The sequence below is a fragment of the Variovorax soli NBRC 106424 genome, assembly GCF_001591385.1.
In the GTDB taxonomy this organism is placed as follows: Bacteria; Pseudomonadota; Gammaproteobacteria; order Burkholderiales; family Burkholderiaceae_C; genus Variovorax; species Variovorax soli.
The window spans coordinates 21,589-48,499 of sequence record NZ_BCUU01000018.1 but is presented as its reverse complement, the minus strand read 5'-3'; the positions used below and the strand labels follow the sequence as shown (position 1 = coordinate 48,499).

General features: G+C 60.8%; 24 protein-coding genes and 4 pseudogenes. 16 read left to right on the top strand and 12 right to left on the bottom strand.

The genetic code is table 11. The features are described from left to right. Nucleotides 1–224 precede the first annotated feature (224 nt). The gene (locus VSO01S_RS08065) at nucleotides 225–1,592 is read right to left on the bottom strand and encodes an amidohydrolase family protein (protein ID WP_068641290.1); all 1,368 of its coding nucleotides are present in this window, start codon (nucleotides 1,590–1,592) and stop codon (nucleotides 225–227) included. A gap of 36 nt (nucleotides 1,593–1,628) precedes the next feature. Continuing rightward, nucleotides 1,629–3,011, bottom strand: a complete 1,383-nt coding sequence (locus VSO01S_RS08060) for a nucleobase:cation symporter-2 family protein (protein WP_068641289.1) — start codon at nucleotides 3,009–3,011, stop codon at nucleotides 1,629–1,631. 119 nt (nucleotides 3,012–3,130) lie between these two features. Between VSO01S_RS08060 and VSO01S_RS08055 the strand changes: the two genes are divergently transcribed. From VSO01S_RS08055 to arsH, 9 genes and pseudogenes are all read left to right on the top strand, one after another. Continuing rightward, entirely contained in the window at nucleotides 3,131–4,021 is an 891-nt protein-coding gene (locus VSO01S_RS08055) for a LysR family transcriptional regulator (RefSeq protein ID WP_068641288.1), read from the top strand. A 678-nt stretch (nucleotides 4,022–4,699) separates the two neighbouring features. Next, the gene (locus VSO01S_RS08050) at nucleotides 4,700–5,398 is read left to right on the top strand and encodes a hypothetical protein (RefSeq protein ID WP_153305174.1); all 699 of its coding nucleotides are present in this window, start codon (nucleotides 4,700–4,702) and stop codon (nucleotides 5,396–5,398) included. A gap of 119 nt (nucleotides 5,399–5,517) precedes the next feature. Further along, nucleotides 5,518–7,338: a hypothetical protein gene (locus VSO01S_RS27065; protein ID WP_153305173.1), complete on the top strand. Its 1,821-nt coding sequence runs from the start codon at nucleotides 5,518–5,520 to the stop codon at nucleotides 7,336–7,338. After that, a complete protein-coding gene (locus tag VSO01S_RS08045) occupies nucleotides 7,339–8,331 on the top strand; it encodes a hypothetical protein (RefSeq protein WP_153305172.1) in 993 nt (330 codons plus the stop codon). Nucleotides 8,332–9,773: 1,442 nt separating this feature from the next. After that, the gene (locus VSO01S_RS27060; RefSeq protein ID WP_153305171.1) at nucleotides 9,774–10,943 is read left to right on the top strand and encodes a site-specific integrase; all 1,170 of its coding nucleotides are present in this window, start codon (nucleotides 9,774–9,776) and stop codon (nucleotides 10,941–10,943) included. A 1,054-nt stretch (nucleotides 10,944–11,997) separates the two neighbouring features. Next, nucleotides 11,998–12,324 (top strand): ArsR/SmtB family transcription factor, encoded by a 327-nt coding sequence (locus tag VSO01S_RS08035; RefSeq protein WP_068641284.1) that lies wholly within the window; start codon nucleotides 11,998–12,000, stop codon nucleotides 12,322–12,324. Nucleotides 12,325–12,330: 6 nt separating this feature from the next. Next, a pseudogene (locus tag VSO01S_RS26655) lies at nucleotides 12,331–12,573 on the top strand (arsenic resistance protein); the annotation flags it as partial. A 1-nt stretch (nucleotide 12,574) separates the two neighbouring features. Continuing rightward, nucleotides 12,575–12,929: pseudogene (locus tag VSO01S_RS08030) on the top strand (ArsC/Spx/MgsR family protein). Nucleotides 12,930–12,967: 38 nt separating this feature from the next. Beyond that, nucleotides 12,968–13,582, top strand: a pseudogene (gene arsH, locus VSO01S_RS08025) (arsenical resistance protein ArsH); the annotation flags it as partial. A 462-nt stretch (nucleotides 13,583–14,044) separates the two neighbouring features. Here arsH and VSO01S_RS27055 read toward each other — a convergent pair. Then, nucleotides 14,045–14,275: a hypothetical protein gene (locus VSO01S_RS27055; protein WP_153305169.1), complete on the bottom strand. Its 231-nt coding sequence runs from the start codon at nucleotides 14,273–14,275 to the stop codon at nucleotides 14,045–14,047. Nucleotides 14,276–14,612: 337 nt separating this feature from the next. Between VSO01S_RS27055 and VSO01S_RS27050 the strand changes: the two genes are divergently transcribed. Then, nucleotides 14,613–14,858: a hypothetical protein gene (locus VSO01S_RS27050; RefSeq protein ID WP_153305168.1), complete on the top strand. Its 246-nt coding sequence runs from the start codon at nucleotides 14,613–14,615 to the stop codon at nucleotides 14,856–14,858. Nucleotides 14,859–15,067: 209 nt separating this feature from the next. On the opposite strand, the gene VSO01S_RS08020 is transcribed toward VSO01S_RS27050, so the two are convergent. From VSO01S_RS08020 to VSO01S_RS08005, 5 genes are all read right to left on the bottom strand, one after another. Then, a complete protein-coding gene (locus tag VSO01S_RS08020) occupies nucleotides 15,068–15,490 on the bottom strand; it encodes a hypothetical protein (RefSeq protein WP_153305167.1) in 423 nt (140 codons plus the stop codon). Nucleotides 15,491–15,758: 268 nt separating this feature from the next. Beyond that, nucleotides 15,759–16,742 (bottom strand): transglutaminase-like domain-containing protein, encoded by a 984-nt coding sequence (locus VSO01S_RS08015; protein WP_084241747.1) that lies wholly within the window; start codon nucleotides 16,740–16,742, stop codon nucleotides 15,759–15,761. Nucleotides 16,743–16,871: 129 nt separating this feature from the next. Then, entirely contained in the window at nucleotides 16,872–17,129 is a 258-nt protein-coding gene (locus tag VSO01S_RS27045) for a hypothetical protein (RefSeq protein WP_153305166.1), read from the bottom strand. Between the two features lie 586 nt (nucleotides 17,130–17,715). After that, entirely contained in the window at nucleotides 17,716–18,405 is a 690-nt protein-coding gene (locus VSO01S_RS08010; protein WP_068641308.1) for a Crp/Fnr family transcriptional regulator, read from the bottom strand. A 95-nt stretch (nucleotides 18,406–18,500) separates the two neighbouring features. Continuing rightward, a complete protein-coding gene (locus tag VSO01S_RS08005) occupies nucleotides 18,501–19,220 on the bottom strand; it encodes a Crp/Fnr family transcriptional regulator (protein WP_068641282.1) in 720 nt (239 codons plus the stop codon). 319 nt (nucleotides 19,221–19,539) lie between these two features. Here VSO01S_RS08005 and VSO01S_RS08000 point away from each other — a divergent pair, with 319 nt between their 5' ends. The 4 genes and pseudogenes from VSO01S_RS08000 (at nucleotide 19,540) to VSO01S_RS07985 (ending at nucleotide 23,516) form a co-directional block, all read left to right on the top strand. Then, a complete protein-coding gene (locus VSO01S_RS08000) occupies nucleotides 19,540–19,800 on the top strand; it encodes a DUF378 domain-containing protein (protein WP_068641281.1) in 261 nt (86 codons plus the stop codon). A 253-nt stretch (nucleotides 19,801–20,053) separates the two neighbouring features. After that, nucleotides 20,054–20,470 carry a hypothetical protein gene (locus VSO01S_RS07995; protein ID WP_068641280.1) on the top strand — a complete coding sequence of 139 codons (417 nt, stop codon included), beginning with the start codon at nucleotides 20,054–20,056 and terminating at the stop codon, nucleotides 20,468–20,470. A 42-nt stretch (nucleotides 20,471–20,512) separates the two neighbouring features. Continuing rightward, the gene (locus VSO01S_RS07990; RefSeq protein WP_068641279.1) at nucleotides 20,513–21,571 is read left to right on the top strand and encodes a glycosyltransferase family 4 protein; all 1,059 of its coding nucleotides are present in this window, start codon (nucleotides 20,513–20,515) and stop codon (nucleotides 21,569–21,571) included. After that, nucleotides 21,568–23,516: pseudogene (locus VSO01S_RS07985) on the top strand (amylo-alpha-1,6-glucosidase). Before VSO01S_RS07990 ends, VSO01S_RS07985 begins: the two are co-directional and overlap by 4 nt. A 536-nt stretch (nucleotides 23,517–24,052) precedes the next feature. On the opposite strand, the gene VSO01S_RS07980 reads toward VSO01S_RS07985, so the two are convergent. Continuing rightward, nucleotides 24,053–24,451: a response regulator gene (locus VSO01S_RS07980; protein ID WP_068641278.1), complete on the bottom strand. Its 399-nt coding sequence runs from the start codon at nucleotides 24,449–24,451 to the stop codon at nucleotides 24,053–24,055. 230 nt (nucleotides 24,452–24,681) lie between these two features. Here VSO01S_RS07980 and VSO01S_RS27040 point away from each other — a divergent pair, with 230 nt between their 5' ends. Further along, nucleotides 24,682–24,858, top strand: a complete 177-nt coding sequence (locus VSO01S_RS27040; RefSeq protein ID WP_153305165.1) for a hypothetical protein — start codon at nucleotides 24,682–24,684, stop codon at nucleotides 24,856–24,858. A 455-nt stretch (nucleotides 24,859–25,313) separates the two neighbouring features. Here VSO01S_RS27040 and rbp read toward each other — a convergent pair whose 3' ends face one another. From rbp to VSO01S_RS07965, 3 genes are all read right to left on the bottom strand, one after another. Further along, nucleotides 25,314–25,634, bottom strand: coding sequence for an RNA-binding regulator (rbp, locus tag VSO01S_RS07975; RefSeq protein WP_068641277.1), 321 nt, complete (start codon nucleotides 25,632–25,634; stop codon nucleotides 25,314–25,316). Between the two features lie 65 nt (nucleotides 25,635–25,699). Next, entirely contained in the window at nucleotides 25,700–25,966 is a 267-nt protein-coding gene (infA, locus tag VSO01S_RS07970; protein ID WP_068641276.1) for a translation initiation factor IF-1, read from the bottom strand. Nucleotides 25,967–25,999: 33 nt separating this feature from the next. Then, nucleotides 26,000–26,191 carry a hypothetical protein gene (locus tag VSO01S_RS07965; RefSeq protein ID WP_306301706.1) on the bottom strand — a complete coding sequence of 64 codons (192 nt, stop codon included), beginning with the start codon at nucleotides 26,189–26,191 and terminating at the stop codon, nucleotides 26,000–26,002. 391 nt (nucleotides 26,192–26,582) lie between these two features. Here VSO01S_RS07965 and VSO01S_RS07960 point away from each other — a divergent pair, with 391 nt between their 5' ends. Continuing rightward, nucleotides 26,583–26,795 carry a hypothetical protein gene (locus VSO01S_RS07960; protein WP_068641274.1) on the top strand — a complete coding sequence of 71 codons (213 nt, stop codon included), beginning with the start codon at nucleotides 26,583–26,585 and terminating at the stop codon, nucleotides 26,793–26,795. The last annotated feature ends 116 nt before the right edge of the window (nucleotides 26,796–26,911 follow it).

Below are 26,911 nucleotides of genomic sequence, written 5' to 3'. Positions count from 1 at the left end.
GGAGTGAGTGGATTTCGTCGTGGATTGCGCAGGGACATCGAGAAGGAACGAACAGGTCAGGCGCCAGGTCGGCTCAAGGGATTGTTCGTTTCCCGTGCTTCGATGAGGGTACACAGTTGCTCAAGCGAGCAGGGAGCACAGTTGGGGCCGCCCGCGGCGACCGTGCTCCAGTCGCACCGCCATGCAGCCATGCGTCGAGAGGCCAGGCCGCATTCCCGGCGCGGCTAGGCATGCAGCGCATCGATCGTCCCGTTCAGGCGCAGCCACTCGGCGCGGCGCTCGAAGAGCGGCGGCACGGCCCGATTGACCTGCGCAATGGCGTGCGCCAGATCGCCGGAGAGCAACTGGCCGTTCTCCACGACGATGCGGCCGGCCACCATCGTCATGTCGACATCGCCGCCTTGCACCGCATGGACCAGGTTGTGATGAAGGTTGCCGTCGGCACCGCCGATGAGCGGCGTCATGCGCGGCGTATCGGTGCGCAGCGCGATCAGGTCGGCGGACTTGCCCGCCTCGATCGAGCCAGTGGTCTTGTCCAGCCCCAGGGCCCTGGCGCCTCCGATAGTCGCCATGCGGCACACCGACCATGCGTCCAGGGCGGCGGCATCCAGGCGACTGAGCTTGGCCAGCAGCGACGCTGTCTTCATCTCCTCGAACATGTCGAGGTTGTTGTTTTCCTTCTCTCCATCGGTGCCGAGCCCGACCGCGATGCCGCGCGCCAGCATGGCTTCCACCGGCGCTGCCCCGCTGGCCAGCTTCATGTTGCTCACCGGGTTGTGAGCCACGCCAATGCGGCGGGCGGCAAGGATGTCCATTTCCTCTTCAGATGGCCAGACACAGTGGGCCAGCATGACGTGATGGGCATCGAGCAGCCCGAATTCCTCGAGCGCCTGAATGGGCCGCATGCCGTGCCGTCGCTGCGTCTCTTCGACGTCGAAGCGGCTCTCGTTGCTGTGCGTGTGAAAGCCCACCTGGTGCCGCCGGCTCATCTCGGCGCAGCGGCGCCAAGCCTGCGGCGTGGCATAGAACATGTGCTCCAGGCCGACCCACACCTGGATGCGTCCTTCCGCACGGCCGTGCCAGCGCTCGATCAAGGCCTCGTTGGTGTCGAGCGTCTCGAAGTAGTTGTGGTCGGGATGCTCGGCCACATAGGGCACCAGCACCGCGCGAATGCCCAGGTCGCTGGCCGCGCGCGCACTGCCGTCCATGTAGCGCCACATGTCGACGATGGTCGTGGTGCCCGACAGCAGGGCCTCGGCATAGCACAGGCGCGATGCGATCTCGGCTTCTTCGGCATTCAAGACGCGGTGCATCGGGTCAATGTGCTGCTGCAGCCATTCCCACACCGGCAGGCCTTCCGCCGTGCCGCGCAGCAGTCCCGAATGGGCGTGGGTGTTGACCAGCCCGGGCATGAGCAGCCGGTTGGCCAGCCGTCGTACCGGCACGCCCGGATGCTGGGCGCTGAGCTGGGCCGCGGTGCCGGTGGCGCCGATGAGGCCGTTCTGGTCGATGAGCACGGCGCCTTGCGCGATGACCGTGTTGTCCGCGTCCATCGTGAGCAGGTGGTCGGCGTGAAGTATCTGTGCGTTCATTGGATCTGTCTTTCCTTGTATCGGGGGGTGTGCAACTCAGGCATCCGCCATCAATGCGTTGCGGCTTGCCGCGTCCGCAGACTGCTGGCGCGTGCCCAGGCCATTGAAGAGCAGGTTGAGGGTGATGGCCGTGATGGTGGTCAGGATGATTCCGCTGTCCGTCACGACATGGCTCCACGCGGGCAGGTGCGAGAAGAAGGAGGGCGACAGCAGCGGAATGACGCCCATGCCCACGCTGATCGCCGCCAGCAGCGCATTGCCGCGCTGGCTTTCGTAGTCGACCGTCGCCAGGATCCGGATGCCCATGACCGCGACCATGCCGAACATGACGAGCGCCGCGGCGCCCAGCACGAAAGGCGGGGTTGCGGCAACGATGTAGGCCATCTTGGGGAACAGGCCCAGGGCGATCAGGATCAGGCCGCCCGCCACGCAGACGAATCGGGTCTTGATGCCCGTCATGGTCACCAGGCCGATGTTCTGCGAGAACGAGGTGTACGGAAAGGCGTTGAACACGCCGCCGATCACGGCGCCCAGCCCGTCCGCCCGCAAACCCCGGATCAGTCGCTCGGGCGTGGTGGGCTTGCCGACGATCTGGCCGAGCGCCAGGAACATGCCGGTGGATTCGACCATCGTCACCAGCATGACCAGGCACATCGAGACGATGGCCAGCGGATCGAACACCGGCATTCCGAAGGCAAAGGGCCTGATCGGTGCGAGCCATGCCTCCGAGCCGAGCCCGTCGAGCCTGACTTCCCCGGCCAGCCAGGCCGCACAGAAGCCCGCGAACACACCCAGCAGCACCGCGATGTTGCTCACGAAGCCGCGCGCGAAGCGCGACAACAGCAGGATCACGACAAGGACGCCCAGCGAGATGGACAGGTAGAGCGGCCGTCCGTAGTCGGGGTTCGCGCTTCCGTCGGGCATCAGCGCCTGGCCGCCTGCGGACCAGTCGATGCCGACCTTCATCAGGCTGATGCCGATCACCAGCAGTACCGACCCGGTGACGACGGAGGGAAAGAAGCGCAGGAAGCGGCCCATGAAGGGCGCCATCAAGACGCCGAAGATGCCCGACGCGATGATGGCGCCGAAGATGCCGGGCAGGCCCAGGGCGGGATTGCTGCCGATGGCGATCATCGGCGTGACTGCGGTGAAGGTCACGCCCATCATCACGGGCATGCGCATCCCGAACTTCCACCAGCCCAGCGACTGGATCAGGGATGCCAGGCCGGCGGCGAACAGGTCGGCGTTGATGATGAGGATCAGTTGTTCCTTCGGGAGCTTGAGCGCCGCGCCGAGGATCAGCGGCACGACGATGCAAGCGGAATACATCACCAGCACATGCTGAAAGCCCAGCAAGGCTGTCTGCCCAGCGGGGAGGTGCTGGTCGACGGGGTGAGGTTGTGCGACCTTTGAGTCCATGTCTCCATTCCTTTTCTTGATACGCGGGGCCATGCGTTTGGCCGCGCAGCAGGAATTTTTCGAGAACGCTCCGGCGGTGTAAAAATGGAATCCATCAAAATTTCAGATGGATTGCCGGCATGTTGTTCTCGCTCGATCAGGTGCAGGTTTTCGTCGCCGCAGCGAGGGAGAAGTCTTTTTCGGCGACAGGACGCCGCCTTGGAAAAACGCAGTCGGCGATCAGCACCGCCATTGCCGACCTCGAGGTGGATCTGGGCGTGTCGCTGTTCGACCGCAGCAAGCGCTACCCGATGCTCACGCCGGAAGGCGAGGCGCTACTCGCAGAAGCAGAGGCCATCCTGGCGCGCTGCGAAAGCATGCAGGAACGCGCAAGTGCACTGACAGGCTCCGCCGAGACGGAGCTGACGATTGCCGTGGAAGACGCCTTCCCGAGCGCATCGCTGGCGCCACTGCTGGAGCAGATGCACCAGGCACACCCCGGCGTGAAATTGACCGTGCTGCAACCCTCGAGCTCCGAATTGCTCGACATGGTGATGCAGGGAGCCGCCGCCCTCGGGCTTGGCTGCGCGCGTGCGAACTATCCGCAGGGTGTGGGTTTCGTGCGACTGGGGCAGGTGACGCTGGTGAATGTCGCGCATCGCGATCATCCGCTCTCGCAACTGCCTCGCGTGCGGTTCGCGCAGCTTGCCGAACACCTGCAATTGATGCTGGCTTCGCAATCCGCCCATCTGCTGACGAGTGAATACCTGATCTCGGCGAAGAAGTGGCACGTCCAGAGTCAGACGACGCTCATCGATCTGTTGAAGAGTGGTCTCGGGTGGGGCATCGTGCCCAAGAGACTCATCGAGCCGGAACTGGCTTGCGGCGAATTGAAGGAGCTGGCCCTTGAAGCCTATCCGTTCACCGAATGGACCGTGGGTCTGGACCTGATCCTGAACGTGGAGGCCAAGCCGGGCGTCGTCACCGCCTGGCTCAAGTCCGAACTGTCGCGAACGCGTGCCTTTGCATAGCGTGACTTGCCGGACAGTGGGGCGACAACAAAGTGATCACCAGCGTTCGCAGGACGCCCCCGCCAGGAAACGCCACTCTAGTTGTTGTTCGTTCCTCGATTGCTGTCGTCATGTAGCGCGACACCTTCGCGTGATTCTCCTACGGAGCGACAGCAATCCATGAACATTCGGTGAGTACTTTGAGGCATTCCAGACCGACCTGGTCGCATACGCTGTGAGAACCCTCGGTACTTCCGCCTGCGGATAGGAGTAGTCCCAAGAAATGACGGCTCAGCGACCACCGATGGGCCTCTGCCTGGACCAACTGTTCCGTGCCGGCCTGATCACGCTGCAAGGGGCCCTGTAGGTACGGGCCAAGAAGGCGCCTCTCGCTCGTTCGCGCGCAACGCCCAGTAGGCAAGTGCGACACAAATGCGCGAACAACCGGTGAGTACTTGCGATCGGTTGCGACTCGCGCTGAAATGCAGGCCTGTTCAACTTGAATGAGGACTGCTAACGCGCGCGCAACAAAAGGAAAGGCCCAGCACTGCTACCAACAGAGCCGGGCCTGGAGAAATAGCCCTCGTAGTTAAGGCTGGAGCTGATACTAAGCCCCACGGATCAACTCGTCAAGTTGATTCTTCACGCCAATATTCTGGCGCGGTGCATTTCTCTGTTGCGGCGTCGAGGCTCTGCGCAATGGCACTCGACCGTATCCCCAATGCCAAACCCAAAGTCCGTGGCGCCATGGAGGCACCTTACCGCGAGCGAGGAAAAGGGAGGAGCTTCCTCTGGTATGTCTACAGCCCTCGGAGCGACAAGGATTGGGCCCTTCGCAGCGATCTCGAGTACTACCACTTTCTTAGCGTTGAAGCAGACCCGTCCATTGCGTCTGTCGACTACGCGCCCAAGAAGCGTGTTACTCGCGTCGCTGGCGAATACATCGCCAGCGTTGTTGACGTTGAGATAAAGCTGGCGACCGGTGTGGTCATTTGGCGAGAGGTCAAGAGCGAAGCGAGCCTTGCCGCAAACGCAGATGCCCGAGCTGAGCTCCAGCTGCTGGCACAGTCGAAACAAAGCAGCCGCATCGGCGACCGGTACGAGTTGGTGACCGAACGGCAGCTACTGGCGAATCCGATGCTGCTTCGGAATTGGCATCAGGCTATCCCGTGGATTGCTCAAGTTCGCGACGTCCCTCTTGAACAGGAGGTCGATGAGATCGCGGCTCTCATCATGCGGAAAGGCACGGTCATGTTCTCTCAGATTCTTGAACTTGGGGGGAGAAATGACCAGGCCATCTATGGTGCCGCCATACTGCGTGCCGTCCAGACGGGGGCTATTCGGAGCGATCTCGATGCAAAGCCGTTCTGCAAGTACACGCGATTCAAGATCGCCTAACCATGAGGCATCGGGACATCCAGCCCGCCCAAAGGAACTACGCAGCGTGGCGAGACTACAGCCCTGAAGGCTTGGGCTCCTCAGATCGTGAACGGTTTGACCGATTGCGCAAAGGAGTAATGCACTACTTGGACACTGGGAGGGCGAGACGTGCAGCGAAGATCGCCGGCTGCTCGCCTACTCGTCTGTTAAAGCTGTGCGAGCGTTGCATATCTATTGCCGAGGACGGTATGCCCGAGGGCTTCATCGCCTTAGTAGACGGCGTGCGATTGAATGTCTACAGAAGGCGAAAGGGGCTCCCCAAGGGTAAGAACTCGGCGAGGAAGGGGAGTGCAGGAGCATTCAACGCTCTCCTTGCCGCATACCCCGACCTTGAGAGCAAGTTGATCGAGTGCATCAACAATGGAGGGGGCGAAAAGAAACCGTCAAAAGCTCCGCTGGTTGCTGCCGTTTTCGGCGTGTTCGTGCGCGAATGCGCGAAGCTGCGAGGGCAAGACGAGTATCCGAATAACACCGAGAGCAAGGCACGACGGTCTGTCGAGCGCTTCGTCAAGGCATACAAAATTGCTCACCCGGAACTCGCGGGTGTATGGCATGGAGAAGAGGCAAATAAGAAGCTAACCCTCGGTAACGGACTCCACAGTTTTAAGTTGGCGACTGTGCCCTACTCGGTCGTGGGTATTGACGCTCACGAGATCCACTGCATCGGAACCGTAGTTATAGACGGACCAGGAGGTGCACGCGCGATCCCAATTGAACGCCTTTGGATATATGCCTGCTGCGATGAGGGTTCGAGAGCGGTGCTTGGCTACTCTGTGGCGATCTCCACTGAAGTGCGTGCAGACGATCTGGTCGCTGCGGTCAAGTGTGGAACTGTACTTTGGGAGCGGCGTGCGGCACGAATTGGCGATTACGTGTATCGCAGCGGGAGCGGCCTCCCGTATGGAACTATTAAGGGTCTGGGACCATGTCGCCCCTCGTGCATCAAGCTCGACAACGCGGCCGCACACTATTCGAAACAGGTCCAGAACGGCCTACGTAGATCGCTAGGTTGCACATTGACCTGGGGTCCTGTTGGATGCTGGTGGAGTAATGCCATCACTGAGCGTTTGTTCAGAACTCTAGAAACTCATGGGTTTCAAATACTCCCATCGTCCACCGGTTCGAACACTCAGGACGTGCATCGCGGAAACTCCGCGAAAGAAGCCACAAAACATGGAATCCGATTCGACGACCTCGTCGATTTGGTGGACGTTCTTTTTGCCGAATACAACTCGTCAAAGTGCAAGGCGCTGGGTGGAATATCTCCCCTAGAGGCATTGACTGGCCACCTCGATCTCGGAGACGCTGTGATACAGCGGCCTGTTCCTCCGAGAACGGCATTGTCGCCTCCCCTAGGGGTCTCAATCGAACGACTTCCCGTGCGTGGAAACTACGAAGAGGGCAGGCGGCCATACGTCGAGATTGATGAATCCAGGTACACCAGTCCCTCCCTAGCGGAGAGGTTCGACTTAATTGGTGAGAGGGTAGTTGCGCACGTTGACGGGAGCGACATGCGCGAGGTACCTCTGTACTCCGAAAAAGGAGCGTCACTTGGTACTGCGGTTCCCGACAAGCTGTACTGGCGAGAGAATAAACACAGCAGATGGCTCAGAAAGCAAGTGAACAAGGCGGTGCGCCGTGGGTACATCGATAACGCGGCAAGCAATCCCATCGAGCAATTCATCGCACTCTCTGCTCGCGCGGCGTACGACGGTCACAACCCGGCTCGTCCGAAGGTATCCAAAGATGGAACACGCGCCGCAGCGGCCTCGCACGAAACTAAGAAGCCAGTATCAGTCAAGGCGCCGAAGAAGGGTGGTACGGATGACACTACCCCAGTCCGTCCGATCGGTCGCATTCCGAAGCATCTTCGCAACACGGATTGGAGCAAATACTAGATGCATGCTGATCACCGTGCGCGTCTTCTCGCAGAAGGCCCTGAACGAGAAGAGGCGTATGCCAAGCATCCCGTGGTGACTGACCGAGCGAAGATTGCGACTCCTTCCGTCAAGGCGGCTGAGGAGCGCATTTCGGAACTCGTCTATCACCGAGAAGTAGGCGGGTATTGGGTAGCACCACCGAGAAGCGGAAAGACGTCTGCGATTGCATTGATCTCAGAGATGATCGCGCGCAAGTTCCCAGAGGCGTTTGTGGCTGTCTTCGGGGCCAAAGCACACCGGACACATTCTGAGCTGACCTACTTTACCGACCTTCTTTTCGATCTTGGACACGGAGGTCTGGGAGGAAGAGTCTCCGACAAGCGTGTTCACTTTCTCAAGACGGTCATCGCGCAATGTCGAAGTAAGCGAAGTGATTGCTTTCTGATGTTCGTCGACGAGGGACAGAACTGGAGAGAGTTTGAGTTGGAACTCTTGAAGGATCTAGAAAACGATCTCAGGCGGACCGGAAACATCACGACCATCACCATATTTTTTGCGCACACCAACATTGAAGTCGAGCGATCAAAGTTGCTGAGTCACAGCCGGACGGACCTCGTTGATCGTTATCTCGTGGACGGCAACGAGTTCTTGGGCACCGGAAGCCTGAACGATGTGAGGGAGGTGCTCGCAGCTTACGACGACGCGCGCTTCCATCAGTTTCCGGAAGGAAGCGGACTGTCCTTCTCGGAGTTTCTTCTTCCGCGCGCCTTTCGCCAAGGATGGCGCCTCGCCGCCGAGGCGGAGGGCGCTTGGGCTGCGTTTCAGCAGTCGACGCAATTTCGGGTAGATGATCGAAGCAACTCAATCAGCATGAACGTCGTCGCAAGATCGATCCGCAACTTCTTCTTCGTTGTAAATGATCGAGAACATCAAGAGATCTGGGGGCAGAGTATCTGGATCGATGCTATACGACCTGCCCAACGAAGAAGGGACCCGGATGGGAAGGACTAAACAAGGTCTTGGACTGACCACTCTGTACTGTCGCAGCGAAGCGAGCCTGGTAGGTTCGGATGTGGCCCTGGAGGACCGCAATAGGATATATCTCTGGTCGCGCGGCTGGAGTTCCGCGCACGAAGGTCCATTCACGATTCTGGCCAAGTTTGCGCTCGTCAACGATCTGGACGACCACGGGATCAATCGGGTCGTTCTCGGCGGCGGAGGCATAAATCATGCAGTCAGAGGTATCGGCAGGAGCCTCCTCATGACGCGCTGGACAGGGACTGAGACCGGCGTGTTGGGTATCGCCGAGCGACTAAGGGCGACCTCGTTGGGCAGCGCGTTCCCTTGGTGTACCGCAATAGCGGGCGATGAAAATTTTCGCTACTGTCCGACCTGCCTGTCCTGCGGTTTTGCCGCTGCCGGGTTTCAGATTGACGCATTGGTTCGATGTCCCATTCACGGAGACCTGCTGCTCTCCTCGTGTCGGGAATGCTCTGCGCCGACGCCTAGGTACGCGGTCTGTCGTAGTGCATTTCGCGAGCCAATGCGATGCACGGCCTGCAAGGAAAGTCTGGCTCGCGGGTGGGACCTTCGCGACCTGATCTCGGTTTGGAAGGCACCTCGTCGGTGCAAGGCGTTGATAGATCTTGATCGGTGGTGCCGGCAAATCAATCACGCGGGCGTGGACTGGCGGGGTTTGCAGGATTGGCCATCAGGGGTCTCTCTAAAGGAGCAACGAGAAACTGCGTTTCACGTGCTCCGACGACTCGTCCCACTGGAACTACCAAAAAAGATTCTGCGCGACGTTCCACTCCGCGTTGAGTTCACCCTTGAAGGCTCCCCAGCTCGACCCACGGAATTGGAGCAAGAGCAGGAATGCAGGCACGATCGACGTCAGATCTACAAGTCGATTCGGCGTCACTTTGCACGGAAATGGTCCATCCGATTTCCAAGCTTCAATTGGTTCTATGACGACGATCTGATCTCTGATGGGTCCGGCTGCATCTTGACGTGTGATTCAAGCATTTCGATCTTCCGCCACGCGTTTCATTTGTGGAGAGCTCGATTTGAAGCTTCACAAACTGCGGCGAAGAGGCCACGAGGAGAACGGGGACTGTCGCTCAACCTCCGGGACAAAGCAGATGGCGCGGAACTCTTCTCGGAAGCGCGAGCATGGGGTGTTTTTGCGCTTGCTTGCTTGCAAGCTGACTGCGCCAGCGCGCGTCGCTGGAACGAGCGCATGCGCTTGGCGTTGGCCGCGGCCGGATCTGAATCACGTCGCTGGCTGCTTCTACCAGTCGTACAGGAGCTTGCTGACCACCTTAGTCCAAAGAGGCGCGCGTGGCCAGCGTCCCTAACTGCGGTGTCTTCTTCGATTGGAACAAGCGAATCGGGGCCGAGGGTTGTGCTATTTCGGGAGTCGTGGGGAACATCCTAGAAGACTGGAGGCAAGTGTGTCGGATGAATATATTCGCTTCGAACGTCTTGTGGCGCCATTCGGTCTCGACGGCGTGGATGGGGCCTATCGGTATCCACTGGCCGATTGTGACTTAGTGGGCTGCCTTGATGATCTGTCCGCGGTGAAGCGTTGGCTGGCCGACTATGAGGACATCGACAGTACGTGGAGAAAGTATCGGCTTGCAGCTGAACTGCTTCTCAATTGGGCTTGGTTTTACCAGCACAAAGCCGTTTCGTCTATGAGCGCAACAGATCTGGACGGCTTTCTTGATGCCTTGGCAAATCCTCCCCGTAGCTGGCTGGTCAGTTCCGAAGACCAACGCGCTCCTTTGCGCAAGCCAATGGAAATTTCAAACATCTCGTTAATGCGTGCCGTGATCAGCTCGATGGTTCTCTGGATGAATCGCCATGGCTATGCTCACCTGCGGTTTGGTGTGATTCGCCAGGTGGACAACGGCCTACAGCCAGCAAGGCGCATGGCCCGCGGAAGAACCCCTCCAACCGAACCAATTAGCTTGCGCGAATGGCACCATATCTGCCAGGTCCTAGACACTCAATGTACGCTGGAAATGAAGGCAATGGTCGAGTTGATGTACTTCTGCAGACTTCGGGTGAGCGAGTTGTCTCGAGTACTTTGGAGCGACGTTCGAAGGCCGAGCAAAGCTTTTCCTGCATGGCAGATCGTAGTGAGACACGGGGGGGCAAGGCGCATTGTTCTGGCTAGTCCTGCCGCCGAGACGCTTGAAGTTCTGATGCACGAGATGGGACGCGCAGCATCGTCGGATTTCGTCGCTCAACTCCTTGGAAATCGTTCGCGAGCCACTATGGAGTACAACGTCGGCAAGGTGTTCCAGATGGCCGCAGCGGTGGCGAGAGAGGCTGGGGACCGCGACTCTGAAAGAGCGCTGCTGTCGCGCAAGATCCCTGCTCTAACCAAAGCGTACGAGGTCCACGCGCCAAGCCATCTTCGGGCGATCAGGGCGTGCCTCGGTCTCAACATTCATGATTCGGCTGGAGTACATCCGACCATCCAGAATCTCACAACAGCACTGGACGGCGGACACCTGTTGCAGCTGCACGAGGGTCTTCGAGAGGTCTGGACTCTCGTTCGGCCGGGATGGCCTTCGCTCGCTTCGGTCGAGCCCAACAAGGTGCCTCTGGCGTAGGACGAGGGAGCAGCAGTGATTTTCCGAGTGGCGTGTAGTCGGACCCGAGGCTTCGCGCAAGCGAAATGCTGAGGCTTACTGCGAAGCGAGGTCCTGAACCGCGAACACCTTTGCTTTTCCAGCCGTTGCGACCACGTCAGATCAGACGGCCGAGAAGGGCGTTTTCATGAAGTCGCCATATTTTTTCACTGCAATCTCTCCATCCGTCAAGCGATCGCGCTCGCACGACCCTTCGCCAAAGTGCCTCAGCGTCCGGGTCAAGTCCTGGCGGGCCTTCCAACTGGTATAAGGCGTCCGGACTCTGTCCTGAAGTACATGCGGTCGACATCGAACCCTTCAATCTGCGTGCTGACTCGACCTTCAGCTCGTTCTTTACAGTAGCCGATGGCGCATCGCTCACCGCGTAGCTCGATCACCTGCCAGCGCAAGAGGGTCAACTTGGGCTCGATGTCCGGCCCAGGCGTTTGCCAGACGAATATGAAGTCTGAGTTCATAGCGTTTCGAAGTGATTCCGCATTCCCTTCGGCCGGACTCCCAAGATTCAACTAGGGCTGTTCTAGGAGGCGAATCGATCAGCGTCCAACTCGTTCGACGGTGACTGGAAGCAGGCGTGGCCAGTTTCTCTCCCCCGGCGGCCGGGCAGACGACATTGCCACTCAATTGTCAGAGCAGCTTGGCACCGGTTCTTGTGGCGAACTGCCCGTAGCCAAGTAGCCGAGAAGTCGAGATGTGGCGAGCGATGCGTCCAGGCGCATCAGTTTGACGCGGACTTGTCCCACATGGCGCTGTCGCTGCGAGCCAGGCGGGGATGTCCAATTGCCGGAGCCTGCTGGGGTCGTGAGCGAGGAAGACCGTAACGACGGGTCGATACAGCCGAAACGGCCATTTCGCCAAAACGGTGCCCAGGTCCGCTGCGTGCCCTGAGCGGAAGTTGCGGCCCCCAAGAAAGGCGGCCGTTCCATATACACGGCACACGGGGCCGGTGGACAGCCTGACGGCTAGCTCGCTTCAGCCATTGGGTTGACATCATCAATAGTTCGTTGATATTGGAATCATGGATGCAAAAGATGTTGTGCGTTCCCTCGCAGCACTTGCCCAATCCGCCCGTCTCCAGGTATTCCGCGCGCTAGTCATTGCTGGCCCGCAGGGAATGACCCCCAGCGTCATGGCAGTGGGCCTGGGCACCCCGGCCAACACGCTGTCCTTTCATCTCAAAGAGTTGCTGAATGCAGGCTTGGTCACGCAGGAACGTCAAGGCCGCAACCTCATCTACCGCGCGGCGTTCGAGCAAATGAATGCCTTGCTGGTCTATCTCACGGAAAACTGCTGCCAGGGCGAGGCTTGCGCCGTAGAAGTAGCAGGCGACGCCTGCAAGTGCTAACCCTAGATGATCAGCCCCGCTCTCACGGCTGCCTCGCAGCCCAAAGCCGCCATCAGCTTCTTCGAGCGCAACCTCACGGTGTGGGTGGCCCTGTACATCGCGGTCGGCATCGCATTGGGCCAGTTGCTTCCCGGCGTCTTTCAGGCGGTGGCCCGCCTCGAGGTGGCCAAGGTGAACGTTCCGGTCGGGGTGCTCATCTGGGTGATGATCATTCCTATGCTGCTGAAGATCGACTTCGGCGCCCTCGGCCATCCGTCACGCCGGCTTCGAGCCGACCGTCATCGAATACCTGAAGACGCCGCCCTCGAAGGAGAAGGCAGCTGGTGGCGGGCATGGGCATCACCGTGCGCGAACTGCTGCGCGAGAAGGGAACGCCCTATGCCGAACTCGGCCTGACCAATCCCAAGTCCTCCGACGAGCAGCTTCTTGACTTCATTGGCCAGCAACCAATCCTCATGAACCGGCCGGTCGTCGAAACGCCGCGCGGCACGAAGCTCTGCAGGCCTTCGGAGGAAGTCCTCGAACTGCTGCCTGTCGGCAAGCTGCCTCCGTTCACGAAGGAAGACGGCGAAGTCATCGTCGACTCGGGCGCACGGCGTGCCTGATACGGACCCTACGTTCCCGGCCCTGAACGCGGAACTCTTTGAAGCGCCTACCCAGGAAGGCTGCCTACAGCAAGCTGGCGACGCTGGAAGCCGCTCGCCTGCTTCAAGCCATGGGCGGCGAGGTGAAGGTCTTCGACCCGACAGGGATTCCACTGCCCGACGGTGCGCCCGACGGTGCGCCCGACACGCACCCCAAGGTGCAGGAGTTGCGTTCTCTGGCCGCCTGGTCCGAGGGCAAGGTGTGGTGCTCCCCGGAGCGCCACGGCGCGAGGACCGGCATCATGAAGGCGCAGATCGACTGGATTCCACTGAACACCGAGGCGGTCCGGCCCACGCAGGGCAAGACGCTGGCCGTCATGCAAGTCTCCGGAGGTGGCCAGTCGTTCAATGCGGTCAACCAGATGCGCATTCTTGGCCGGTGGATGCGGATGGTCACCATCCCCAACCAGTCCTCCGTCGCGAAGGCCTTCAACGAGTTCGATGAGGCCGGCCGCATGAAGGCGTCCGCGTACTACGACCGCATCGTCGATGTCATGGAAGAGCTTTTCAAGTTCACGCTGCTCACTCGCGGCGTCAGTCCGTATCTGGTCGACCGATACAGCGAGCGCAAGCAGAGCGCTGTAGAACTGTCGAAGCGCGTCAAACAGCAATCCAGCAATCTACCTGATTTGAGGCAATATGTTGAAGTCAGTCCTTCGTCCAGCGCCGCGGGATTCAAGCAGCCGCAGATGTCGGACTTGTATCCGAGCGACCGCCAAGAGGTAAAGATGGGCGTGAACGCGCAGATGGATAAAGGATGGAGCCGATGGGCCAACCAGGGCTTTCTGTGGAGAGCAGCCAGAGCTACAGCAGCGTCGTGCAGTGCGTCGGGGCGAAGTACACCTGGTCGCGGCAAGCAGGCCACTCGCTTGCAAGACGTAACTAGAAGCGCAGTTCTCCCAACGCTTCGAAGCCTGCGTCCATTGCTTGGTCGTAGTCTGCAAAACGTGCTAGGGATTCCATCACGCAGGTAGAGGGGTTGATTGAACTGGGCGCACCCACTAAGCACCATGAATATTCGCCGGGATGGTGTTGCGTTACGGTCACCCCCAACTGGTCACGTGCGCCGCACGTGCTCATATGTGGGCATCCCGATGCCAGAAGCCGAAGTAGCGAATCACCGCACGACCGAGCGGGGTGATGTCCGTCACCGTAGCCGATCGTTCATGACCAGGATTGAAGGGCGCAAACGTTACGTTGAGGTAGCCTGCATCGCACAAGCTATGCAGGTGGCCAATATCGGCGCGCCTTGCGAAACGCATGGGCAAGCATCCGCTGACTATGCGCTTGAGGATGTCTTGGCTCATTGGCTTGCCTTTGCGTGCAAAGAATCATTGGAACATCATTCATACCTCGATGTCCTATTCATAGGTAACAACCTGAACCCGGCGCCTATTCTTGGCACACGCCGATCCGCGGGTGCAACGACAACAGGCAGGGTGGTGAAGGCCCGGGTTTTGTGCGCTTGAGTACAGACAGAAATCTCAAGTACGTTCTATTCTGCTTCCTGAGGTGCAGAAGAGACTGGGCGAGATCGGCGCGGCTTGCGCGCAGTCGCCGTTCGAATCCTGCAGATCAGAACGCAGGGGGGATTTTCCGGCGCGGCATAAGCCGCCAGGCGGCTGCAGAGAAGGAGCGTGCGAAATGAAGCCGTTGATTCATGGCGCAGTGGGCCGTTCGGCACTCAAGCGCGCAAGCACCGTATGGTGGACCATCATGGGGTTGGTCAGTCTTCTGCTGGCCGGCTCTGTTGCATCAGACTCGCATCCTGTTGAGCTGATGGCCTGGATTGGGCGATTCGCCGGCGCTGCCTTCGCTCTTCTCCTGTGCATCTGGGGGCTTCACCGAATCACTTGTTGGTTTGTTAACGCGTTTGCAAACTTGGAGTGATGATCTGCAACCGGAGTCGCGCAGACTGGACGTTGTGCGAAACCAGAAGTCGTTCGATCACGAACCTGACGCCAATGGCCCGGTAGTTCGCCAGGTTGTCGATCAGTGCGTAGATCCGTAGATCTGGGGAAAAGCGCTTTTCCTTTCGCTTCCAGTCGATTGGCTGGCTTCGGAGCGTCAGTGAAACGGGGCGTCCTACGCTTTGGACGTCAAAGCGTATCGGCTTCCTCGCCGAAATTCGCGCCAAAGTCGTAGTAGTCAAGAAGGTCTATGGGGCCGTAACCAGCGTCGGTCACCAGGAGCATCGCGTGCGAGCGGTTGTGCAGTAGAAACGCACCCAAGGCTGATCTTGCACCGTAACTGTCCAATGCCAAGAGCATCTGACCCGGCACGCGTCCATCGCCACCCACTACGACGCGGGTGCGTGTGGCATGACAAACCAGGCTGTATTTCATGCTCGGTGCTACAAGCATGAATCTGCGCGCCAGCAACTCCATCACCGGCGCATCTGCATCAAGACTTGGAAGCCTGTGGAGTGGTGCAAAGGGGATGAATCCCGCCGAGCCGAGATCAGGCTCGGCGCTAGCTCGCCGGCCTATCGCGCGCTTCGAGCCTTGGTGAGAATCTGACATTGCGTTCTCCTGTCACGAGACGAAGTGCCCCGATCACTCATCGTGCGCCCGATCGTGAAAATCGCCTAGACTTGTTTTGCGTGAGAAGCGCGCATTGGCGGCCCAACGGCAAGGCTGGGCAGTCTATTCAAGCAGCGCCGCCCGGGCGGACCTACGGATGGATCTACCAGAAGTCAGACCCGGTGAGCACTCGCCTTGGCGAGCAGGCCGCATCACTACAATGCCGCCGCGTCATCCGACGAGAGGTCAGGTCACCGGTGCGGTCCGCTTACATGAGGCTTGGCAGCATCGGTGAGGCAACTGCGCGTCGCCAAGTGCAGTGAGTGGGGCCGTCATCGGTGGACAGTGCTTTTTCAAAGCGCATGGGCGCATTCGTCTTGCTGTCCGACTCGGCGAGTAGCGCCACCGTCAGCCAACGCGCCAGTGGGGTGACGTCGCCAAAGATGGTCGCATATGCGCAGTCGGACGCATCACGGCCAGAGGCCAGCCGAACGAGGCCCATGGGAATGGCCATGCCGGTAGGGTCGAAGATGTACCAGCGGCAGCCCAAGTACACCTCGACATAGGCGTGGAAGTCAGTAGGGCCGAGCGCGGGATCCGCTCCGTAGTCAAATCCGGTCGCGAAGCGCGCCGGCAGATTCAAAGCCCGGCACAGGGCGATCATCAGATGCGCAAAGTCGCGGCAAACTCCTTCACGATTTTTGAACGTATCCACCGCGGTCGTGGTCGCATCTGAACTGCCTGGCGTGAAGACGATGTGCCGCTGGACCCAATCACAGATCGTTTGCACGCGGCTATAACCCTGGAAAAGACTTCCAAATTGCTGATTCGCAAATGCGCTGAGGATGTCCGATTCGCAGTAGCGGCTTGGGTATAGGAAAGGCAGCACTTCCCCGGGCAGGCTGCAGACCCACGTTTCCGGCACTTCGGCCGGATCATTCCGGGCGTGAATGAGGTCAATAACACATCGATAGCGCACGACGAGAAGACCCGTGTCGGCGCGAAGGCGCAATAGCCGCATGGAACTTAGCGGATCGGTGAACTCTTGTGAAGCGATGGCCGGGGATAGTTCCAGAAACTCGCTTACGAGCCGTTGGCGCTTGGTGCGTGCAGCTTGGACATTGAACAAGAAGTCGGCGCCGGGTTGATTCACCTTGTAGGTAAGCTCAACTGAGTACGCCATGCGCGTCGGTATGGAACCATCCGGCGGGGCATCCGTCGGGACGAGCGAGGATGCCGAGAGCTCAACCATGATTTCTCCAAAGGGGAAAGTATTCTCATACGTCGCCAAGAATTCGATCAGGGGGCGAAATGCGGAACACCTGCTTGTCGAAAACAAGGGCGGTCCGGCCAGGCCGAACTCCGGCCCAGGCGCTGGGCATCACCCCGGCTCGGGAGGCTCGCGATGGCTCGCGTTCGCTCGGCGGCCAACCTCGTCGAGTATTTCATTCAACTCTGATGTGCAGCGATCCGCGGCGCGGGCGATCGCGCCATTCACGGAAAGACCTTCGAGTAGCGGTTTCATCAACGCTGCACGCATGGCCCTGACAACATATTCACGATCAACCAAGTCACGTGCTGTCAGTGCCATTGCGTCGTACTTCGTACGAAGGATCACATCATCTTTGTATCCTGCCATGGTGAATCCCTCGAGATCTCGGTTGTCGACGAAGGCGCGTCAGGCTCGACCGTGCTGGGGCATCGATGGCGTGGACTTCTTCTTCGATTCGGCGGCCTGATCGAGCGTGAGATCAGGCTCGCGGGTCGCACCCTGTGCAGGGCCTGGCGCCTCGGTCGAGGCTTCTGAGGTGGCCTGGCGGACCGGTGCTGCAGGTGAGAGGGTCTCGTGCCGAGACGAGCGCCGAAGATGGAGTTGTTGGGACATCAATATCTCCTGATGGAATCGATTTCGAAGTCATTGATCCAAAGCTCCGCTCTTTCCTCAACCGCTCGGATGGCATCGCCGTCATTGGCGAATTGCCTACATAGAACGATGTTGCACTTGCATGCTTCGGCGAGAAACAGCGCTGCAGCGGCGCTCACGATTCCTTCAAGTGAGGCGCCGACAAGACGGCTGCGTATTTCCCACCCTCGATACGGATGGCGGATGAAGTCCCGATGCTGTTGCATGCATTTTTACTTGAGGGAGAGCGATGCCCGATGTTGCCCTTGTAGAGCCTGAGGCTCCTGCTGTCTGTCTGCCAGCGCACATAGCAGCCTGCCGGTCAAAGCAGCGCTGCGTAGCTGCGTGTGTCCTCTGCATAGCAGGCGCAGGCGGCCGCTTCGAGTCCTGGGCGATCAAGTACCTTAACCGTGCCCCGGCTGTATTCGATCAAGCCATCGTTTTGCAAGCAACTGGCGGCCACGGTGATGCCGACACGGCGCACGCCGAGCATGTATGCCAGGAACTCCTGAGTGGCATGAAAGTTGTCGGCGTGTGCACGGTCCTGGCTCATCAAGAGCCAGCGCGCCAAGCGCGGGCCGATCTGATGAAAGCGCGCGCACGCGGCCGATACGGCCAACTGGGACATGGAGACAACGGTATAGCGGTCCAATATGCGGCGCAGCGCCCGGCCATGCCTGAGTTCGCGACGGAAATCGCCAGCGGTCATGCGCCACGCGTGGCCCGCGCCTTGCACCAGTGCGCGCACGGGCGCGTTCACTACACCGAGGGCAAGATGCAAGCCCAACATGCCCTCGCGCCCCACCATACCCACTTCGATGCCGGGATGATCGTCGCCCCGAGCCACCAGCAAGATGTTGCCGTCGACAGGAAAATAGACGTGCCGAGTCGCCGAACCTTGCTCGTAGAGCACTTCATCCAGGGTAAGGTCGATAGCCGTACAGGCCGCCAGCAGGCGCCTGCGGTCATGCCGCGGCAACAGTTCAATGAGGTGATTCTCGGCGGAGGGCAAGGGCGTCTCCCGGAGCGCAGGATGCACCAGTCTGCTTGAAGTCGGGGGGTGTGACTGTCTGCCAGCACACATAGCGTGCCCGACGCGGGCGAGGCTCAGATTGCCAGCTGATTCGGCAGCAGCCGGTCGTACTCCTTCTTGACCACCGCGTAGCACTCGCACGATCGCTGTTCGAGCCCTTGACGGTCGAGCACCGATATACGGCCTCGCGCGTAGCGGATGAGGCCAGCCCTTTGGAGCTTGAGCGCGCTTTCGGTGACGCCTTCACGCCGCACGCCCAGCATGTTGGCGATCAACTCCTGTGTCATCACCAGCTCGCTGCCTTGCAACCGGTCGAGGCTCAGAAGTAGCCAACGGCACAGCTGCTGGTCAAGCGAATGGTGTCGATTGCACACCGCCGTTTGCGCCATCTGGGTGATCAGCGCCTGGGTGTATCGCAGGAGCAGATGCAGGACCGGACCGGCGCGGTTGAATTCTTCCTTGATCGCCTGCGCCGACAGCCGCCAGCCCTTGCCGGCACTCTGCACGACCGCTCGACTGGTGGTGGACTCGCCGCCCATGAAAATCGAGATCCCCACAATGCCTTCGTTGCCGACGACAGCGATCTCCGCGGATGCGCCGTCCTCCATCACATAGAGCAAGGAAACGATGGAGCTTGTGGGAAAGTAGACATGGCTCAACGTGCTGCCAGATTCGTACAGCACCTGTCCCAGTGGCATCTCGACGGCCTCGAGGTGCGGGAGCCAACGCTGCCATTCGGTATCAGGCAGCGCACAAAGCAACTGGTTGTTCCTTGATTCGGGTTCGTTGGCCATCGCTTCCTCCTGGCTTCGAGGACGACCTTGGGGCCCTGCCGACGAGGAAGAGGCCGTGACAGCCAGTATAGGCCGCGTGGTGCATGTCGGCGGCCTCTTTTGTCCGCTATCGCACAGTCGGTCAGCGGCCTGCCTCTTCACAGCCGCTCGTGGCACGGCACGCTGCGGCACCCACTTTGTGCGGCGGCGCACAGACGGTCGTCGTGGAATGGGCCATCCTGCGCATGGCAGCTTGTCGGCGCTGGTAGAGGTTGCTTCGGCAGCCGGCCTTTGCGGGCGGCACCTCGATGCCGACGGCTGTCGCCAACAGGAGCCTCTCATGGCATTCACTATCACTCAATCACCGTTCAACACCCGCGCGTGGCTGAACTCGCGTGGAACCCTCATTTGGATCGCCTGGGCGCTCGTGGTGATCGGGGCGCTCAACTGGGGCTGCATCGGACTCTTCGACGTCAATCTTGTGGCCCTGATTTTCTCGGGCATGCCAGTGCTCGGCCGTGCCGCGTATGTGCTCGTGGGCATTGCCGGCTTCTACTTTCTCATTGCCCCGTTCCAGGGTGCCGCTGATGACAGCAAGTAGAGATGGGGCGGTCCCCGTTCGCCACGCGCTTGCGAGCCGTGCGTCTTCAGGCACGCAACATGAGGCGGATGGGGTAGCGAGGCTCCTGTCTGGAGGCCCCCGGGGCTGCTTCTTGTTCTCGGTTGTGGCTCTTCCGGGGCTGTTGACGCAACTTGTTCCGTTGCCTCGCATTGCCGCGCGCGGGATGCCTAGCCGCCATGCGGTAACCAGGCACTCGTGTCGATAGGCGCGCTGCCACCTATTGGAGATCATCATGGCCTTAGGCATTTATTTCATGATTGCGCTGCTCATCGTGGCGTGCACCCCCCTGATGTACGTGATCGGAAACTGGGCCTACCTGCGATTCGCAAAGGGAATTCCTGCGTTCGGTCTAACGATCCCATGGACCCGTTCGACCCAGTCCGATCGACACCTACCTGAGACAACTCAAGCGGACCAATTGTTGGTGAATGAGAGAGTTCGCGTACGTTGGGAGCCGAACTGGACAACCCCGCCCGACATCCCAGCGGAAATGCAGGCCCGGATGAAAGAACTGGCGATCAGCTTCGACGGCCGGCAGTTCAATTTTTCCGGCTATCGCTACGACCAGCTCTTGGATGCGATCAACTACGCAGAATTGACCCAATCCCGAAGTGCGCTTCATGGGCAGCGTCGAGACTCGGGGGCTTGAAGTGGTCTTGGCCCCCTTGTTCGAAAGCGAAGGAGCGACAACATGAGGATTGCACAGGTGGCGCCACTGTTCGAGGCGGTGCCTCCGAAACTGTACGGAGGCACGGAGCGGGTGGTAGCGCACCTCACGGACGCACTGGTCGACCAGGGCCACGAGGTCACGCTGTTCGCCGCCGGTGAGACGCAGACCAAGGCGAGGCTGATTGCGGCGCGTGCCCGTCCGCTGCGCCTGGACAGCGGACGCCTGAACTCGGACCTGGCCAGCCACCTTGCCATGATGCACGAGGTGAGGCGGAGCGCCGATGCGTTCGACGTCATTCACTTTCATGTGGACCTGATTCACTTTCCCTTTTTCGAGGGCATGCCGGAGCGCACGCTCACGACCCTGCATGGCCGGCTCGACATCGACGACTTGCGCGGCGCCTATGCGCGCTGGCCTTCGTATCCGCTGGTGTCCATTTCGCGCAGCCAGCGCGCCCCGCTGCCGGATGCCAACTGGTACGCCACCGTTCAGCACGGCGTGCTCCCCGATCACTACCAGTTCAACCCGTGGGCCCAAGGAGGCTACCTGGCCTTCCTGGGACGGATCTCGCCGGAGAAGCGCCCCGATCGTGCGATCGAGATCGCGAAGGCGGCTGGCGTGCCCTTGAAGATCGCGGCCAAGGTGGATGCAGTGGATCGCGCCTACTTCGACACTTGCATCCGGCCACTACTGGACCATCCGCTGATCGACTTCGTTGGCGAGATCGGCGATTCGCAGAAGAGCGCCTTCCTGGGCGGCGCGCGGGCGCTGCTGTTTCCAATCGACTGGCCGGAGCCGTTCGGCCTGGTAATGATCGAGGCGATGGCGTGCGGGACACCCGTCATTGCCTGGCGCTGCGGCTCGGTCCCCGAGGTGGTGCAGCACGGTGTCTCAGGCCTCATCGTCGACAACATCGAGGAGGCCGTGAAGGGAGTGCACGCTATCGCCGGGTTGTCGCGCGCGCGCGTGCGGCGAGCATTCGACGAGCGCTTCACCGCGCAAGCGATGGCAAAGCGCTACGCCCGCCTGTATTGGCAACTCGTTCGCGATCGCCGACTGAAAAGAGGCGAGGTGGCATGAACACGCCCCTTGCGCCAGGAGCGGCCCATCTTCCGCCCGATTTGGCAAGCGCATCCATTCCCCGCACGCCCGACCATCTCTACGTCCTCAAGGAAGGCGACAGTTTCGTGGTCGCCGACACCTATGGCGACATCGCCGGCTCGGGCGACGGATTCTTTCAGGAAGACACTCGCCTGCTGTCGTGCTTCTACCTTTTGCTGGGCGGCGAAAGGCCGACGCTGCTGTCCAGCGGAGTCAGCCGCGACAACGTGTTCTTCACCGCACATGCCACCAACCGGCCGCTGCCCCCGCTCGGCGACGAATCCTTGCCGCAGGGTGTCGTGCACATCGAGCGGCGACGCCTCCTGTGGGGCGGGCTGCTGCGCGAGAGCATCACCCTGAGGAACTACGGCATGGCGATCACGCGGCTTCAGCTCACCTTTGCCTACGGTGCCGACTTCAGCGACACCTTCGAGGTGCGCGGGGAGCGCCGTTCCCGTCGGGGCGAGTTCCTGCCTTGCAAGATGCATAGCCAGGGGATCGAGTTCGGATACCGGGGGCTGGATGGGGTGGAGCGACGAACCCGCGTGGTGTTCTCGATGCAGCCCTCGTCCGTCGACGAGAAGTGCTGTCGCTTCGACCTTGTCCTGAACGGTCGCGAGGATATGGTGCTGTATGTGGACATCGGCCCGGGCGCGCTGGCTCCGACGCGTGCACAGTTCCGGGCCGCGGGTGCCGCCGCACGGCGCAGCATGCGCACTCGCCAGCGCGGCGGTGCGCGCGTGCGCACCCCCGCCAGGCAGTTCCAGGCTTGGCTGGACCGTTCGGCCGCGGACCTCGCGCTGCTGACCACCGCCCTGCCCACCGGGCCCTATCCCTATGCGGGCATTCCGTGGTTCTCCACTCCCTTCGGCCGCGACGCAATCATCACGGCGCTGCAGACCCTCTGGCTCAAGCCGTCCCTGGCGCGCGGCGTGCTGGCCTACCTGGCCAGTCATCAGGCGCGGGAGACATCGGCATTTCACGATGCCGAACCCGGCAAGATCATGCATGAACTGCGCAAGGGTGAAATGACGGCATTGGGTGAACTGCCCTTCGGCCGGTACTACGGCGGGGTGGACACAACGCCGCTGTTCGTCGTGCTGGCGGCTGCCTATGCCCGGCGCGCCGCGGATCGGTCTTTCATCGTGGAGCTCTGGCCCGCATTGGTGGCGGCCACCGCCTGGATCCTGGGCAATGCGAGCCGGTACGGTGGATTCCTGTCCTACGCGCGTGCGCAGGCTTCGGGCCTGGCCAACCAGGGCTGGAAGGACAGCCACGACGCCATCTTCCACGAAGATGGCCGCACGCCCGAAGGACCCATCGCGCTGGTCGAGGTCCAGGGTTACGCAGTTGCTGCGTTGCAGGGAATGGCGCTGCTCGCGAAGTGGCTGGGGCATGACGCTGCAGTCGCGACCTACGAGGAGGCGGCTGAGGCGTGGAGAGCGCGTGTAGAGGCCCGCTTCTGGCAGGAAGATATGCAGTTCTACGCCCTGGCACTGGATGGTGCGCTGCCGGGATGGCACGCTATGGGGAGCGGGACAGCACGGCGCGCCTGGCAAGCGACATGTTCGAATGTGCAAGCCGGGTGGGCATGCGTCTGCCTGAACTGTTCTGCGGTTTCGACAGGGTGACGGGTGAGGCGCCGGTCTCCTATCCGGTGGCATGCCTGCCCCAGGCCTGGGCCGCCGGTTCGGTGTTCATGCTGCTGCAAGGCTGCCTGGGGATCGACATTGACGCCATGCGTGGATGCATCGTGGTCGAGCAACCGGTTCTGCCGGCCGAGATCGATGCACTCATGCTGTGCGACTTGCGCCTGCCCCAAGGCACCATCGACCTCAGCTTGTACCGCAGGGGCGGCAACGTGCAGGCGAGCGTCTCGCGCCAGTCAGGGGCCGAGCACCTGCAGATCGATCTGCGCTTGTGAGCCTGTGAAACGGCACGTCGCCTGTGGCGAAGAACAGGCATCAAGACCTCAGGTTGTTACCTATGAATCAGGACGTCGACGTACAAAAGATGCCCCAAGCGCGACACGTGAGTGATCAGTTGGGGGTCACAGTGACGCAGCACCGTCCCGGCGAATATTCATGGTGCTTGACGAGGGCGCCCGGTCCAACCAGCCCTTCTGTCTGCGTCATCGAGTCCGCGGCGCGTTTTGCGGATTACGAGCAGGCGATGGACGAAGGCTTCGAAGCACTGAAGGAGCTTCGTTGTCCGCAAAATGCACGACTCCTGTGAACGGCACCTGCGCCGGTTGCGAGACAACTTGTCCGTCGCTCAAGCAGGCCCTTTGCATCTGCGGCACACGTGTAGAAGCCACACCGGCGGCGTGCACCAGGCCAGCCACCTGCTCCTGCCTCTAGCTCGCGCCCCAAACACGCACGCAGTGGCGTCGCCGCCCCTCATTTAGTTGCGCGTTGGAGCATGAGCTATGGAGCGCTATGCGCCTGTCTCCAAGCTCCTCTAGCCCAGGCCAGCAGCGGACACCTCGCTCAGCCCCTGGCAGAAGGCAATGAACTGATCCAGTTCCGTCTCTTTGTCGAACACTGCGTCGGCGCCGGCCTTTTGACACCGTCTGCGCGTCGCTTCGGTAGGGTAGTCGGTCAGTACGGCGACCTTCTGGCGCCCCGGGCGCCCGTTGGTCCAGCGGACCACGCCCAAGCCGGTGCCTCGCTTCAGGTACAGCTCGACCACCGCCAAGTCCCATCCTTCCTTGTGCGAGGCCAACCATGTGATCGCCTCGTTTTCTGACTCCGCCGTTGCCAGAATCTGGGCGCCGATCAGATCCCGCAGGGCTGGAATGAGACCCAACCGGACATGAGAATTGTCTTCGACCAGAAAGACTGTGAGCGGCGGGTTCATGAGCCAACGTAACCGCTGCAGACAGGCGCGCAAGTGGGGCAATCACGCCGCCGCTGGTAGGACGACTCCCTTCGGTCTTCGCGGGATTGGAGGGCTGTGCGGAGGGGAGCAGAGCTTGAAAAGTGGCCTTTTCTGGTCGTAGGATTCACGTCCAAGACGTGAGGTTTTCGCCATGAACATCCACAAGGAGCATCCGCCCAAGAGCGGGGCTGGCGCCGCCTGAGTGGACGATGGAGCTATTGCACGCGGAAGGCCAGCAGATTGCGGTCGTCAAATGCAGAGGCGAGCCGATGTGCCGGCTGTCGTTGGCTGCGCCTGAAGCTGACCAGGACGGGGCGCGGCGCCTGCTGGCCGACAAGGCGCGGCAGTGGATTTGGGAGTACCTCAACCGGAGCAAGCAGGCGTGAAAAAGCCCGCACTCGGCGGGCCTCAGGAATGTGGTCGCGGGCGCATTCTCATTCAGGCAGCCACCTATAGTTCTTCTCGTCGTGGTGGCTCTTGTCCGACTCACCGCCGTGATTCGGCGTTGCCTGCAGGCAAAGGGGGAGTGCATCAGGCCGTAACGCGCGAGCAACTGGAATACGCGAAGAATCTCGTGTAGACGAGCCTGGGCGGAGTTGTCGTGCATGGCGACGAACTACCTTGCCGAGACGCTGAACTCGAAGATCGGCAAATGAAAAAGCCCGCTGAAGCGGGATTGGATGACTTGGGGCAGATGCGCGATTGTTTCGGTAGCGCTTTTGCTTGAGCGGAGACGGCGTTTCTATCTGGACTCACTGTCTAGACGGGCGTCACAGCCTCGGCACGGGCGCGACCCCGCCAAGGGTCATGCCCGTCTCTGCGGATGCCGGTGGACGCGCTGTCAATAGCGATTGCGACCCGCACCGTAAGAACTGCTGCGACGTGCGCCGCCCCCGAAGCCATCACCGCGCGGTTCCATGGGCCGCGCGATGTTCACGGTCAGGGCCCTGCCGTCCACCAGCTTTCCATTGAGCCCCTGGATGGCGGCCTGGGCTTCAGCGGCGGAGCCCATCTCGACAAAGCCGAAGCCCTTCGAGCGGCCCGAGTCTCGGTCCACCATGACCTTGGCCGAAGAGACGTGGCCAAAGCTGGCAAATTGCTGGTGCAGCGTGTCGTCGCGCATCGAAAAGGCAAGATTGCCGACGTAGAGTTTGTTTTCCATGAGATTCTTTCTTTGGAGGATGGGGGTCTGGTTGAGACCGGAGAGCTTGATCTCCGGCAGTTTGGCTACCGTCTGCGCCGAGGCGCTGGAACGGGTGTGCCAGGAGCGCGCGCTTCGATGTGACGAAATGTGATGCGCCCTTTGCTGAGGTCGTAGGGCGACAGCTCGAGAGAGATGCGGTCGCCGGCGAGGACGCGAATGCGATGCTTGCGCATCTTTCCGCCCGAATAGCAGATGAGGCTGTGGCCGTTGTCCAGGGTGACGCGAAAGCGCGAGTCGGGCAACACCTCCTGGACACGCCCTTGCATTTCAATCAGTTCTTCCTTGCCCACAAAACTCCCTCAAGTGATCGGTCGGACAGACGCTCAGGTCAGTTGGTTGTTCAGCACCAGCTGGCGACCTTGCGCCAGCGCGTAGCGCGCGGCGCTTGCAGCGCTGTCGAAATGGGGAATGAGGCGAAACACGCGATCGTGCATGCCGCGGCGAATGGAAACCGACGCCGAATAGCGGCCGGCTTCGTTGAGTTTCGTCATTGGGGTGACGAGGTACTTGCCCACCTCGTGGGCCTGTGAAATCTGCATAAGGACTGAAAAGATGAAGGCTGCTCACTGAGGAGCGTGCCCAAGCGCCGGCTCCCCCGAAGGGCCAAATCGCCGCGCAGCAAACCGTGGAGTGATGAGTGCCGGCCCGCGCCGTATCCATTGGACGGGGCCGAAGATGAAGCTCGCCGAAGAGTAGATGACGGTATGGCCTGGAGGCAGATGGGAAGGCTCCAGACGAGTCCTGGGCGGCCAGCGACTGCCGCGAGGTGTCTCAAGGACCGAGGCAACGAGCAAGCCACGGTCGATGAAGTCAGTATAGGTGATCTATCTTGAAGGTGTTCTGCGTAGACATCATGCCCCTACGCGCGAGTGGTACGCTGGATCCAAAACGGCATGAAAGGCCAGTATGAGCAAAGCGCTTCTTTCCACTCTTCGACGGGACGCGCTTCGCGTCGAACTGCCCCACGTAGCGGACCTGTTGCATCTCAAGCGCGCTGGTGAGATTGGCGCCGTTGTGATCGACGAGCTTGTCGAACTGTCCTGGCTTGAGTGGTCAGGTGGATCGCTGCGGCTCACGGCCACGGGCACCAATATCTGCCGCCAGCAATTGCTTAAATAGCGGCGGTTCGCACTTCATATTCAGTTCGCGTCGGCCCGGTCAGTCGTTGTTCCGCAGCAAATCGCACGAGCAGAGTCTCGACGCCGTCACAGACGCAAAGGGCAAAGGCGCGCCCG